The sequence below is a fragment of the Flavobacterium sp. W21_SRS_FM3 genome (assembly GCF_052113625.1).
In the GTDB taxonomy this organism is placed as follows: Bacteria; Bacteroidota; Bacteroidia; order Flavobacteriales; family Flavobacteriaceae; genus Flavobacterium.
Map to the genome: position 1 here is coordinate 341,084 of NZ_JBGQOD010000001.1, position 12,477 is coordinate 353,560.

14 protein-coding genes are annotated in these 12,477 nt (G+C 34.7%); 4 read left to right on the forward strand and 10 right to left on the reverse strand.

Annotated features, from left to right (window positions below; all coding sequences use genetic code 11):
* Positions 1-7 precede the first annotated feature (7 nt).
* The 3 genes from ACEN2K_RS01555 (at position 8) to hflX (ending at position 3,414) form a co-directional block, all read left to right on the forward strand.
* The gene (locus ACEN2K_RS01555) at positions 8-1,360 is read left to right on the forward strand and encodes a DUF5689 domain-containing protein (RefSeq protein WP_441757550.1); all 1,353 of its coding nucleotides are present in this window, start codon (positions 8-10) and stop codon (positions 1,358-1,360) included.
* A gap of 173 nt (positions 1,361-1,533) precedes the next feature.
* Positions 1,534-1,983, forward strand: a complete 450-nt coding sequence (locus tag ACEN2K_RS01560; RefSeq protein ID WP_441757551.1) for an FKBP-type peptidyl-prolyl cis-trans isomerase — start codon at positions 1,534-1,536, stop codon at positions 1,981-1,983.
* A 183-nt stretch (positions 1,984-2,166) separates the two neighbouring features.
* Entirely contained in the window at positions 2,167-3,414 is a 1,248-nt protein-coding gene (gene hflX, locus ACEN2K_RS01565) for a GTPase HflX (protein WP_441757552.1), read from the forward strand.
* 314 nt (positions 3,415-3,728) lie between these two features.
* Here hflX and ACEN2K_RS01570 read toward each other — a convergent pair whose 3' ends face one another.
* The 6 genes from ACEN2K_RS01570 to ACEN2K_RS01595 all read right to left on the reverse strand — a co-directional run bounded on the left by ACEN2K_RS01570 (position 3,729) and on the right by ACEN2K_RS01595 (position 7,646).
* Positions 3,729-4,577, reverse strand: coding sequence for a DUF3078 domain-containing protein (locus tag ACEN2K_RS01570; protein WP_441757553.1), 849 nt, complete (start codon positions 4,575-4,577; stop codon positions 3,729-3,731).
* 18 nt (positions 4,578-4,595) lie between these two features.
* A complete protein-coding gene (locus tag ACEN2K_RS01575; RefSeq protein ID WP_441757554.1) occupies positions 4,596-5,102 on the reverse strand; it encodes a DUF2480 family protein in 507 nt (168 codons plus the stop codon).
* Between the two features lie 74 nt (positions 5,103-5,176).
* Complete coding sequence (locus ACEN2K_RS01580) at positions 5,177-5,500, reverse strand: SUF system Fe-S cluster assembly protein (protein ID WP_441757555.1); 324 nt, start codon at positions 5,498-5,500, stop codon at positions 5,177-5,179.
* Positions 5,501-5,550: 50 nt separating this feature from the next.
* Complete coding sequence (locus ACEN2K_RS01585; protein ID WP_441757556.1) at positions 5,551-5,988, reverse strand: SufE family protein; 438 nt, start codon at positions 5,986-5,988, stop codon at positions 5,551-5,553.
* Positions 5,978-6,421 (reverse strand): hypothetical protein, encoded by a 444-nt coding sequence (locus ACEN2K_RS01590; protein ID WP_441757557.1) that lies wholly within the window; start codon positions 6,419-6,421, stop codon positions 5,978-5,980. The genes ACEN2K_RS01585 and ACEN2K_RS01590 overlap by 11 nt, the downstream gene beginning before the upstream one ends.
* A 10-nt stretch (positions 6,422-6,431) precedes the next feature.
* Positions 6,432-7,646, reverse strand: coding sequence for an aminotransferase class V-fold PLP-dependent enzyme (locus tag ACEN2K_RS01595; protein ID WP_441757558.1), 1,215 nt, complete (start codon positions 7,644-7,646; stop codon positions 6,432-6,434).
* Between the two features lie 164 nt (positions 7,647-7,810).
* Here ACEN2K_RS01595 and ACEN2K_RS01600 point away from each other — a divergent pair, with 164 nt between their 5' ends.
* Complete coding sequence (locus ACEN2K_RS01600; protein ID WP_441757559.1) at positions 7,811-9,157, forward strand: serine hydrolase domain-containing protein; 1,347 nt, start codon at positions 7,811-7,813, stop codon at positions 9,155-9,157.
* 288 nt (positions 9,158-9,445) lie between these two features.
* On the opposite strand, the gene sufD is transcribed toward ACEN2K_RS01600, so the two are convergent.
* The 4 genes from sufD to ACEN2K_RS01620 all read right to left on the reverse strand — a co-directional run bounded on the left by sufD (position 9,446) and on the right by ACEN2K_RS01620 (position 12,447).
* Complete coding sequence (gene sufD, locus ACEN2K_RS01605) at positions 9,446-10,762, reverse strand: Fe-S cluster assembly protein SufD (protein WP_441757560.1); 1,317 nt, start codon at positions 10,760-10,762, stop codon at positions 9,446-9,448.
* 133 nt (positions 10,763-10,895) lie between these two features.
* Positions 10,896-11,261, reverse strand: a complete 366-nt coding sequence (locus tag ACEN2K_RS01610; RefSeq protein ID WP_441757561.1) for a four helix bundle protein — start codon at positions 11,259-11,261, stop codon at positions 10,896-10,898.
* Between the two features lie 45 nt (positions 11,262-11,306).
* Positions 11,307-12,053: a Fe-S cluster assembly ATPase SufC gene (sufC, locus tag ACEN2K_RS01615; protein WP_441757562.1), complete on the reverse strand. Its 747-nt coding sequence runs from the start codon at positions 12,051-12,053 to the stop codon at positions 11,307-11,309.
* 46 nt (positions 12,054-12,099) lie between these two features.
* Positions 12,100-12,447 (reverse strand): four helix bundle protein, encoded by a 348-nt coding sequence (locus tag ACEN2K_RS01620; RefSeq protein ID WP_441757563.1) that lies wholly within the window; start codon positions 12,445-12,447, stop codon positions 12,100-12,102.
* Positions 12,448-12,477: the final 30 nt, after the last annotated feature.

The window sequence follows — 12,477 nt, forward strand, 5'->3', positions numbered from 1 at the left end:
AGCTATTATGAAAACAATATTGTACAATGCTCTTGCACTGGCTCTAATCACGGTGTGCTTGAGTTCTTGCGTTAATGATGAGGTAACGGTTCCCAAACTTAGTTGCAATCAACCCGATTTTATAGTCAACCGCAGTGTTAGCGAAGTGAGGGCTAGTGCGGCTGCAATTGTTTCGCAATATAAATATGATGATATCATTGAAGCATATGTGGTTTCTAGCGATGAGCATGGGAACTTCTTTAAAAGTATTTCGATGCAAACATTAGGAAGTTCAACTACAGCCCCTATTGGGTTTAGTGTTCCTGTGGATGTTACGAATATGTATGTTGATTACCGATTGGGAAACAAAGTCTACATAAAACTCAAAGACCAACACACTGATATTTTTTATGGAGGTTTGCGTATAGGAGCAATTTATGTAAATTCTTATAATGAAGGCGGGGTAGGAAGACTATCGCAAAATGAGTATAAAAAAGTTTTGAATGCTTCCTGTAGCACGGTTGAAGAAGGTACATTGGTAAGAAAATTAACTATTCCCGAATTATTGAATGATGCTAACTTGAATACTTTAGTTGAAATTTCAGGAGTGCAGTTTAGCGAAGCTGCTTTGGGTAGGCATTTTTATGAAGCGGCTAATGATATAGGAGGAGCTACAAACTGGACTTTAATAGACAAACAAGGCAATCAAGTTATTTTGCGAACAAGTAGTTATGCTGATTTTGCCCGAAACGAAGTACCAAAAGGTAATGGAAAAGTAAGAGGGATTTTAACCAAATATGGCACAGATTATCAATTTTTAGTCCGTTCAGAAAAAGATATAACTATGACAGGCCCTCGAGCCACACCGTTCTTCATACAAGATTTTCAAACCGTTGTTGACAAGAATAACTTGAGCCTGCCGGGTTGGTATAATATTGTTCAAAGTGGTAGCTTGTTTTGGAAAGGGGGCGTATATTCTGGCAATGGCTATGCTGAGTTCTCTATTAGTGGAACAAAAGTAAACTCCAATGTTGCTTGGTTGATCTCGCCTAAAATTGATATGGATACACACACTAATGAAATTCTAACTTTTAGAGCAGCACAACACCATCTCGATGTGGATTCTTCTTTAAACGCCTTGGATGTATTTGTCTCCGTTAATTTTGACGGGCTCAACGTAACCAAAGCCAATTGGATTCCGTTAACCGTTATTTTGCCTAAACAAGCAACGGCTTGGCATCAGTTTATAGGATCGGGAGCTGTTGATTTGTCTTCTTACAAAGGAAAAATAAATATTGCTTTTAGGTATACTGGATCAGGAAAGAATTTGACATTAGACGGCGGTTTTCAAGTAGATGATGTACAGATTTTTGGAGACTAATTTGGTAGTTATTCTGAGTTTTACCGAAGTTTAATTCTATTGAAAAGTTAGTATAGCAATGCAGTTTTATACTTAATTAATGAGTGTTACAGTTTTAACATAACGCTCCATTCATTTTAAAAAAGAGACAGAGGAATTGTATATATTTGCGACTTTATAAAAATGAAGTAAACATGAAAAAAGTATTATTTGCCTTAGTTTTAACAATTGTAGTTTCTTGTTCTAAAGACAAAGAAGTGGATTATGTTGCTAAAAACGACAAAGAAATCACAGATTATATTGCTAAGAATAACTTGAATGCTCAAAAAACCGACTCTGGTTTGTATTATGTAATCAATGAGCCAGGTACAGGAAAGCAACCTAATAGTGGCGCTAATGTTACTGTAGCTTACAAAGGATCTTTTATCAACGGTAATGTTTTTGATCAAAGTGAGGCTAAAGGAATCACTTTTAACTTACAACAAGTGATTAAAGGATGGACAGAGGGAATTCCTTATTTTAAAGAAGGAGGTAATGGTATTCTACTTGTTCCGGCTCATTTAGGATATGGAAACAATGATTACAGCACCATCCCAGGTGGATCTGTACTTATTTTTGAGGTGAAGCTAATAGCAGTAAACTAAAATTCACATTTAGTTATTACAAAATATAGCGATTAAGTTTAATGTAATAATCGCAATTTGAATGATAGGATAGTAGGTTTGGAGTTTCTAAATCTTCTATCCTATTTTTTGTTTTTATTTTTATGAAGGCATTAACTCTATATATAGCCTACAAATGATTAAATTTGTAACTTATTTAAAAATATGCTAGAAAAAGAAGTAATAAATTTCGAAAAAACAGCCATAGTTGGTATCGTAACTCAGAATCAAAGCGAGGAAAAGCTTAACGAATACCTTGATGAATTAGAGTTTCTAACGTATACAGCTGGTGGTGAAGTGGTGAAGCGCTTTTCTCAAAAGATGGAGCGACCTAATCCTAAAACCTTTGTAGGGACTGGAAAAATTGATGAAATCCACCTTTTTGTAAAAGAAAATGGAATTTCAACATTGATCTTTGACGATGAACTAACACCTTCGCAACAAAAAAATATTTCTAAAATTATCGATTGTAAAATCCTTGATAGAACCCACCTTATATTAGATATTTTTGCACAACGTGCCGAAACTTCTTATGCAAGAACCCAAGTTGAGTTAGCGCAATGTATTTATATGTTGCCTAGATTATCCGGACTTTGGACACACCTTGAGCGTCAAAAAGGGGGAATTGGAATGCGTGGACCTGGAGAAACAGAGATTGAAACAGACAGACGTATTGTAAGAGATAGAATTGCATTGTTGAAGGATAAAATTAAAGCTATTGACAAACAAATGGGTACTCAGCGTAGTAATCGCGGTGCTATGGTGCGTGTAGCTTTAGTTGGATATACTAATGTTGGAAAGTCAACTTTGATGAATGCCGTGGGAAAAAGTGATGTTTTTGTAGAGAACAAGCTTTTTGCAACCTTGGATACAACCGTTCGTAAAGTAGTTATCAAAAACCTACCTTTTTTACTTTCTGATACCGTAGGATTTATTAGAAAACTACCTACTCAGTTAGTAGATTCTTTTAAAAGTACACTAGATGAGGTTCGCGAGGCTGATTTGTTATTACATGTTGTGGATATTTCGCACCCTGATTTTGAAGATCATATTGCATCAGTAAACCAGACCTTGTTAGATATTAAAGCTAATGACAAGCCAGTAATAATGGTTTTCAATAAGATTGATGCTTACAAACATCTGACTATTGACGAAGATGATTTGATGACTGAAAAAACGCCAAGACACTACACCCTGGAAGAATGGAAATCCACTTGGATGAGTCGTGTAGGAGAAGATAATGCGTTATTCATCTCAGCAACTAATAAGGAGAATTTTGAAGAATTTAGACAACGCGTCTACGAAGCCGTGAGGCAAATTCACATCACTCGTTTTCCGTATAATAAATTTTTGTATCCTGATTATAAAGATGCCGTTGAGAAAGAAGAAGACGAGAGCAATGACGAAGCATAAGTTTTTCAGTTGTTATAATAATACTAAAAATCCCTTTTGAGTTTTCAAGAGGGATTTTTTTTGGGGCATGCCCCAGCTTTCACTCCGTTACAGCAGGGTCGGGCTGTATGTTACAATCTTTTATTTCGCGATGCTCCATAAAAGGATTTTCACGACCATCCCTCATGCAATACTGTGTACTCAGTCAGAGGGCTGATTTTTGAAAATACAGATAAGGTTACTTTTGTAATGATGAGAAGTTTTTGAAATGTAGCTATAAAAAATGCCCTTTCGAAAAGTTTCAAAAGGGCATTTTTTAAGTATGTTGATACGGTTTAAAAACCGTAATTCACTCCAATTCCAAAAAGTTCTCTAACCTGTACTGCTTGTACTGAGTTGTCATCATAAATTGTTTGCAGAGCAACATTTGCCGAAAGGTATTTGTTGATTTTCATCACCACATTCATTTGGTAATCGATATCTACATTTTGAGGATTGTCTAAATAGTTTGAATATAAGTTCAGGCGATTTTCAATAGAAACATTCGTCATTACATTGAACTTGTAATAAGCTGAGATACTAGCTCCAAATTCAAAACGAGAGCTGTCACCTTGTAAAACTCCAAATGAAGGTCCGAATTCCGTAAAATGAGGATGAACAAAAATAGCTTTTGCTGCTGCCGGCGCAAAATTGACGCTCAAGTTATTACTCTTTTTCCACAACATCCCAGGTCCAAACTGAAAATAAGCAGGAGAGAAGAAATGAGAAATACGTTCGTCGTTTTTATCCAGCCCTGTATCTAACTGACTTTTAAAGTTAAAATATACAGAGTAATACCATTGCCCTGAAGCCTTTTTACCCCAAAGTGAATTTAGCTCTAAGCGATCATCAGTTTTGGCTGTTTTTTCATCTCCTTTAATTTTGCTTAAACCATAAGCTAAAATAAATTTATTGTCCCAAACGACGTCGCCTTTTTTATAATTGAAATCATAATTAAGTCCAAAATTTCCCGCTATGTTTGATGTTCCGCCACCGAGCCATTGCTTATTGTAAGAAGATTGATTGAAAAGTAAAGAAATATTTCCTTTCTTAGTCCAATATTTAGTGGTGTCTTTTACGACCTCTTGGGCGCTAATCGATACAGTTCCTAATAGGATTAGGACGCTAAGTAATGTTTTTTTCATCTTTCTAGTTTTAAAGGATTATTTTTTCGCTTTGTACAAGGGTACTGCTGAGCAAGCCTCCCCATACATAATACTTCTCGCCTGTTGTTGCAAGTGCTGTGCTGCTAAAACATAAGCACGCATAGGAACTGGCTTTTTAGAACAACCTTTGATGATAACAGCTTTGTTATAATAAACAGAATAATCAACCTTAGCCAAGATTTCTTCGTATAATGCGGCATCTAATTCTTCAATCGTTCCATCAACGATTTTTTTTGCAAATGGCGCTAATTGTATGGTCACTAAAATGGAAGCCCATGCCGGTACAATAGCATCTGTACTACAATTAATAGCGACTAACTGATCTTGATACTGTGTCCAATCATGATTTTTTAAGTGCTCTCTAAAGTCTTTTTCCTTTAATAAAAAGCCTTCCAACAACCATTGAGAAATGTCGATTTGTCTGCGTACGCCTTTTGGATAGTAATCTTCAAGATCGAAAACATCCAGCGTGCTACTAGCTACTTTATTTATTATTTCTTCCATTTCTGAAGTATTAAAGCCGAAAGTCATAAAGGCAGCTACTTTGTGACTTTATGACTTTTGACATTATGACTAATTTAAAGCATTCCTAATTCCAGTTTTGCTTCTTCACTCATTAAGTCTTTACTCCATGGTGGATCAAAAGTGATTTCAACTTCAGCATCTTTAACGTGCTCAATTGATTTTACTTTGTCTTCCACTTCTTTAGGTAAACTCTCCGCTACGGGACAGTTTGGAGAGGTTAGAGTCATTAAGATTTTTACTTCATAATCGGTGTTTACCATTACATCATAAATTAATCCTAATTCATATATATCAACTGGAATTTCAGGGTCGTAAATTGTTTTTAATTTTTTTACAATTGCTTCGCCTAATTCGTTGGTGTCTATTTCTTGTGTCATTTTATTTTTGTTTAAATTTTAATAACAAATAAGTTCTGTATCAGGTATGCTTATAAGTTAGAGTCGGAATCGTTTTTTGCATTGAAGGCCAAGGCATACATTTTTATATTTTTAATCATGGATACCAATCCATTAGCTCTGGTTGCTGATAAATGCTCCTTTAGCCCTATTTGATCTATAAAATCCATGTCAGCAGCGAGGATGTCTTCTGCTTTTTGATTAGAAAAAACGCGGATTAAGATAGCTATTATTCCTTTGGTTAGAATAGCATCACTATCTGCAGTGAAAATAATGGTGTCATTATTTTGCTCCCCTTGCAGCCATACTTTAGATTGGCAACCCTTAATTAAATTATCTTCGGTTTTGAACTCTTCTTTAATTAACGGCAGGTTTTTTCCTAGGTCGATAATGTATTCGTAACGTTGCATCCAATCATCAAACATGGAGAATTCGTCTACTATTTCTTCTTGTATGTCTTTAATTTTCATTATTTTGTTTTGCAAATGAATTTATTTTATTAACTAATTTTTTAATTTCATATGGAGGAAAACCATGGTCAAAACTTGTTGATTCGTAGGTGTTTCCTTTATAGGTAATTTTTAAATTGGCTATAGCTGCTCCATCATAGAAGCGTTTTTCCGTTGGTGATTTCAAATCTTTGATTTCATCAAGATTAATATCTTCAAAAAGTGCAACTAGTGATTTCCAGTCGGTATCACTAATTTTGGTTGCTTCGGTTTTCTCATTTCCGCTTCGATCATGAGAAATAGTAAGCATTTGTTTTTCAATTGTGATCTTTTGATAAAAGCCTCTCGTGTTTGCTACATACTCTATTACAGCAGTATTGATATCTTGTTTCGTTTCGCCTTCGCAACCTCTACCAAGAAAAATGGTCAAAAATAATAAAGAAAATATTTTCATAATTTGCGTTTTAGGATAACATCATTTGTGCTTTTTTCAAGGCTTCCACTAAACTGTCAATCTCTTCTTTTGTATTGTAAAAAGAAAATGATGCTCGTATTGTTCCTGGAATATTAAAATAGTTCATAATGGGCTGTGCACAGTGGTGGCCTGTTCTTACCGCTATTCCTAATTTGTCAATTATCGTACCAATATCATAGGGATGAATGCCATCAATGTTAAACGAAATAACGGATGTTTTTGTTGCGGCAGTACCTATAATTCGTAATCCTTCAATTTCTAACAAACGTTGTGTTCCGTATTCCAGCAAAGCCAATTCTTGTTCTTGAATGTTATCAAAACCAACGCTGTTCATATAATCAATAGCAGTTCCTAAAACAATACCTCCAGCAATATTAGGCGTTCCTGCTTCAAATTTATGAGGTAGTTCAGCATAGGTTGTTTTTTCAAATGTCACCTCCTTGATCATTTCTCCCCCGCCTTGGTAAGGAGGCAATTTATTTAACCAATCTTCCTTACCATAAAGGATACCTACACCAGTAGGGCCACACATTTTATGTCCTGAAAACACATAAAAATCGCAGTCTAGTTCTTGAACATTTGGTCGTACATGAGGTACTGCTTGCGCTCCATCAATCAATACAGCAGCGCCTACTTCATGTGCTTTGTCAATCATGTATTTAATAGGATTCACAGTTCCTAAAGCATTCGAAATATGATTTACCGTAACAATTTTAGTTTTGTCTGACAGTAATTTGTCATATTCTGCCATGATTAATTCGCCCTGATCATTCATCGGAATCACTTTCAGCGTAGCGCCTGTTTTCTCACATAACATTTGCCAAGGTACAATATTACTGTGGTGCTCTAATGCCGAAACAACAACTTCATCCCCCGCTTTTAATAGCGAAGCAAATCCATTAGCAACTAAATTAATTCCAAAGGTAGTACCTGAAGTGAAAAGCACTTCATGGGAAAACTTGGCGTTGATATGATTTTGAATTTTACCACGAGAAATCTCATAAGCATCCGTTGCTAATTGGCTTAATGTATGGACACCGCGATGGATATTTGCATTAATTTCTTGGTAATATTTAGAGATAGCATCTATAACCACTTGTGGTTTTTGAGAGGTAGCTCCGTTGTCGAAATAGACTAATGGTTTTCCATTTACTTTCTCAGAAAGTATAGGAAAATCGGCTCTTATTTTTTGAATGTCTAGCATAATTATTTAGAAAAATTCTAAATACAAAAGTACTAAATCTAAATTGTTTTAGCGATGATTTTAGCGAATTTCATAGGGAGTATTTTGATGCCGTTTTTTAAAAGTAAATTAGTGTTGGTATGTCTAAAAAAGAATTAAATTGCAGTATAAACGATCAAGATATTATGAAAAAAGTATTTAAAGTTATTGGTTCTGCGCTATTTATAGGTGTTTTATACCTTGGGTTTACCACTTATCCCAAGTTGGATTTGATTTCTGGCTTTTCAGCCAAAAGCATGGCTTCAGGGCATTTTATTGATCAACGTTCTCAGGAAATGATTGAAAAAGGAGACAATGATATTGACATGATTGATCTGGCTAGTAATGCAATTTATCAGAAAGATAAATTTGCTACCGCATCTGTTTACGGACTCAAAGAAAGAAAAGCAATTTACAGACCTGGTTTAGGGGCTACCTTAATTGATGATAATTTTGACATTACTAAACCCTATGACGTTCCTAAAAGGACTTTTGTAAAAAACAATTTACCTTTTCCTTACGGAAACAACGATCCAAAAGACAGTATTTTTAGCAATGTAGATTACAGTAAACTGAATGCGGCTGTAGCCAATGCCTTTGATGTAAAAGGGACAACTGAGAAAAGAACTCGCTCTCTTTTAGTGATATATAAAGATAATATCATTGCCGAGAAATACGATACTGGTTTTGATAAAGACAGTAAAATTCTTGGTTGGTCTATGACCAAAAGTATTACCGCAACTTTGTTTGGAATACTGGCTAAAGAGGGAAAATACGACATCCATAAACCTGCTCCAATTCCCGAATGGAAAAATGATGAACGTAAAATAATCACGACTAATGATTTGCTGCATATGAATTCAGGCTTGGCTTGGGAGGAGAATTACAGTACGATTTGCGATGCGACTAAAATGCTTTTTCAAGCCGAAAATATGGGTAGGGTGCAATTAGAAAAGAAAGCGGTTTATAAACCCAACACGCACTGGAATTATTCTTCTGGAACTAGTAATTTACTCTCTTATATATTGCGAGATCAATTTGCAACGCATCAAGAATACCTTGATTTTTGGTATGCTGCGTTGATTGACAAAATAGGCATGAACTCTATGGTCGTAGAAACGGATATGGCGGGGAATTATGTAGGCTCATCCTATGCTTGGGCAACTACACGTGATTGGGCAAAATTTGGTTTACTGTATTTACATGAAGGTAACTGGAATGGAGAACAGCTTTTCAATAAGAGTTGGGCAAAATATGTGGCGACGCCAACCAATGGTTCCAAAGGAGATTACGGAGCACATTTTTGGCTCAATGCAGGAGGTCGTTATGCTGATGCTCCTAAGGATTTATACTCAGCTAATGGTTTTCAAGGACAAAAAGTCTTTATTATTCCGTCGCTAGATTTAGTCATTGTAAGAATGGGATTGACAGAGGATGCTAAATTTGATTTTAATGAAATGTTGAAAGGGATAATTGGTAGTTTTAAAAAGTAGAGATTAGATTATAAAATAAATAAAACGGATTTCAAGGTTTAAAATAGAGGGAAGGATCAAGATATTTAAAAGCTTCAATCGGATTGATAGCTGTTTCTTATGCTACAGTATAATAGCCCCGATAGCAGTGAAAATCCTTTTATTGTTTTTCTTTTAAACAATAAAAGATTGCAACGGATAGCGGGAATAGCTCCTGAAAACGACCAAGGTTTAGGATAGATTTAAAATTACAAAGGGCGCAAAGTTTATTAAAAACTCTGCGCCCTTTTTGTTTGTTGTTGTAGTTTATTACAAATTAAATCCCATTTTCACACCCAATTTACTTGCAATTAGTTTAGTGATGCGTTGTTTCAATTCGGGAATTTTAATGCTTTCAATTACGTTATTTGTAAACGCGTACATCAATAATGCTTTGGCTTCTTTTTTAGGAATACCACGTTGTTGCATGTAGAACATAGCCGTTTCATCCAGTTGTCCAATGGTACATCCATGCGAACATTTTACATCGTCAGCAAAGATTTCTAATTGTGGCTTAGCATTGATAGTTGCTTTGTCACTCAATAAGATGTTGTTGCTTTTTTGAAAGGCATTTGTTTTTTGTGCTTCTTTCTCCACAAATATTTTTCCGTTGAAAACTCCTGTAGAACGGTCAGAGAAAATCCCTTTGTAATCTTGGTGACTTTCGCAGTTTGGTGTTGCATGTTGCACTAATGTATAGTGGTCTACGTGTTGCTTCTCGCCAATAATCGTTACTCCGTTTAGGTAACTTACGATTCGTTCTCCAAAATGGTAAAAGTTCAAATTGTTACGAGTAAGGTTTCCACCGAAACAGAACGTGTTTACGGCAACACTACTTTCTTCTTTTTGTGACACATAAGTGTTATCAATAAGATTTGCTGATAGGTTGTCATTTTGAATTTTATAGTGGTCAACAACAGCACGTTTTTCAGCAAAAATCTCTGTTACAGCATTTGTCAAAACCGCATTTTCGCTTAAACTTTGATGACGCTCGATGATTTGAACATGCGCGTTTTCACCAACAATGATTAAGTTTCTAGGTTGAACTAAAAGTGCCGCTTCTGATCCTGTAGAGAAATACATGATTTCGATAGGTTTGTCAGCAACTTTACTTTTAGGGATATTGATATACGCTCCTTCACTGGCAAAAGCCGTATTTAGAGACGTTAAGCTTTCTTCCTTATTTGCAATTTTGTTGAAATAAGTGTCAATTACTTCTTTGTATTTTGGTTTGTTTAACACCGATGACATCAAGCACACATCAATTCCTTCGTGCGTAGTTGCCGATAGGTGTGAGCTAAAAACTCCGTCAATGAAAACAACTTTATAACTGTCAATTTCATGTAAAAAGTATTTTTTTACATCGCTGTATTGTACCGTATTCTCTTGTTTAGGGAATACAGTAAAATCATTTTTCAAGACGGCATTAAGCGAAGTATATTTCCAAGCCTCCATCTTTTTAGTAGGGAAACCTTTGTTTTCAAAATTCTTTAATGCTTCTGTGCGTACATCGTGAAGTTCAGAGTGAACATCTACACGCTCTTCAAAAGCCATAAAAGACGATACTAATTTTTCTTTTAAATCCATTTATTTTTAGTCTTAAAGTCGAAAGTCGAAAGTCAAAAGACTCAGGATTGTCAACTTAATGTTATTTTAGTCTTAATTTCAAAAGTCTCAAAGCTAAAGGTGGCAAACCTTTCAGGCCTTAAATTTTCAAATTCTAGACTTTTGATAAATATTTAATAAAACCACTTAACAATTTTGATATTTCTGTTACTGATTCTAAAAGTTTTTCAAATTCTTCTTTAGTAATATAATCTAAATCAAATGCCAAATATAATTGAGAACGAACTTCTCCTGCTGATGCTTTTGCAACATACAAAAAGTAAATAAACTCTTTATCTGTGTTTCTTTCAAACCCTTCTGCAATATTGGAGGAGATTGATATAGATGCTCGTCTAATTTGTCTAATGAAATCAAAGTCTTTTTTAAAATTTGCATTTTCAGTAATTAGATAAATTCGTTTGTTAAATATCCTTGCTTTTTGCCAAGAATTGATTTCTTCAAAAGAATTAAATTTCCCCATTACTGTATTGCTTTTGACTTTATGACTTTTGACTTTTGACTATTTTTAATTCTCTGCTTTAATCCAGTCGTATCCTTTTTCTTCTAACTCGTGAGCTAATTCTTTTCCGCCTGATTTTACAATTTTCCCATTGTATAATACGTGAACGAAATCAGGAACGATATAATCTAATAAACGTTGGTAGTGTGTGATTACTACAATTGCGTTTTTGTCGCTTTTTAATTTGTTAACTCCGTTAGCAACGATACGTAGTGCATCGATGTCTAATCCAGAATCTGTTTCATCAAGAATAGCAATTTTTGGCTCTAACATCGCCATTTGGAAAATCTCATTTCGTTTCTTTTCTCCACCTGAGAATCCTTCATTAAGAGAACGAGATAAAAACTTACGGTCAATTTCTAATAATTCTGATTTCTCACGAATTACTTTCAACATTTCGTTAGCCGGCATTTCGTCTTGACCATTAGCTTTGCGCGTTTCATTGATAGCTGTTCTCATAAAGTTAGTTACTGATACTCCAGGAATTTCTACAGGATATTGGAAAGAAAGGAAAACTCCTTTATGTGCTCTTTCCTCTGGAGCTAATTCTGAAAGATCTTCTCCTTCTAATGTGATTTCACCTTCAGTTACCTCGTAGTTTTCATTTCCTGCAATAATAGAAGCAAGGGTACTTTTTCCAGCACCGTTTGGACCCATTATCGCGTGAATTTCTCCTGCTTTAACTTCAAGATTAATTCCTTTTAATATTTCTTTGTCGCCTATTGAAGCGTGTAAATTTTTTATTGATAACATAATTAATTTGGAAATTAGATAATTTGGAAATTTGGAAAATCCAAGTTTATTTTTGTTTAGATGTAATTATTATTTTATTTACTACTCGCGAAATTGTATTCACTTGATCTAGTAATTGGTCTACATTTGGATAGTCTTTTGAGTATTTACATAATTCTAACCAGTAGATTGTCTCTTCTATTTCTTTAGCTGAAATTTTAAATTTATGTATAAAATCAGCTTTACTTTCTGCATTTTGAGCCTCTCGAATATTTGCACCAATGGAAGTTCCGGATTTTAGTAATTGATTTGCTATTACAAATTTTCTGTTCTCCTGTAAAGTATCACAATAGCTGATAATTTCTAAAGCGAACTTAAATGTCAGGGCAACAATTACATTTTCCTTAATCTCCATCTTCAAATTTTCAAATTAACTCATTTTCAA

Coding starts and splice junctions, on each gene's coding strand:
- ACEN2K_RS01555 (WP_441757550.1), top strand. CDS start 8: ATGAAAACAATATTGTACAATGCTCTTGCACTGGCTCTAATCACGGTG.
- ACEN2K_RS01560 (WP_441757551.1), top strand. CDS start 1,534: ATGAAAAAAGTATTATTTGCCTTAGTTTTAACAATTGTAGTTTCTTGT.
- hflX (WP_441757552.1), top strand. CDS start 2,167: ATGCTAGAAAAAGAAGTAATAAATTTCGAAAAAACAGCCATAGTTGGT.
- ACEN2K_RS01570 (WP_441757553.1), bottom strand. CDS start 4,577: ATGAAAAAAACATTACTTAGCGTCCTAATCCTATTAGGAACTGTATCG.
- ACEN2K_RS01575 (WP_441757554.1), bottom strand. CDS start 5,102: ATGGAAGAAATAATAAATAAAGTAGCTAGTAGCACGCTGGATGTTTTC.
- ACEN2K_RS01580 (WP_441757555.1), bottom strand. CDS start 5,500: ATGACACAAGAAATAGACACCAACGAATTAGGCGAAGCAATTGTAAAA.
- ACEN2K_RS01585 (WP_441757556.1), bottom strand. CDS start 5,988: ATGAAAATTAAAGACATACAAGAAGAAATAGTAGACGAATTCTCCATG.
- ACEN2K_RS01590 (WP_441757557.1), bottom strand. CDS start 6,421: ATGAAAATATTTTCTTTATTATTTTTGACCATTTTTCTTGGTAGAGGT.
- ACEN2K_RS01595 (WP_441757558.1), bottom strand. CDS start 7,646: ATGCTAGACATTCAAAAAATAAGAGCCGATTTTCCTATACTTTCTGAG.
- ACEN2K_RS01600 (WP_441757559.1), top strand. CDS start 7,811: ATGAAAAAAGTATTTAAAGTTATTGGTTCTGCGCTATTTATAGGTGTT.
- sufD (WP_441757560.1), bottom strand. CDS start 10,762: ATGGATTTAAAAGAAAAATTAGTATCGTCTTTTATGGCTTTTGAAGAG.
- ACEN2K_RS01610 (WP_441757561.1), bottom strand. CDS start 11,261: ATGGGGAAATTTAATTCTTTTGAAGAAATCAATTCTTGGCAAAAAGCA.
- sufC (WP_441757562.1), bottom strand. CDS start 12,053: ATGTTATCAATAAAAAATTTACACGCTTCAATAGGCGACAAAGAAATA.
- ACEN2K_RS01620 (WP_441757563.1), bottom strand. CDS start 12,447: ATGGAGATTAAGGAAAATGTAATTGTTGCCCTGACATTTAAGTTCGCT.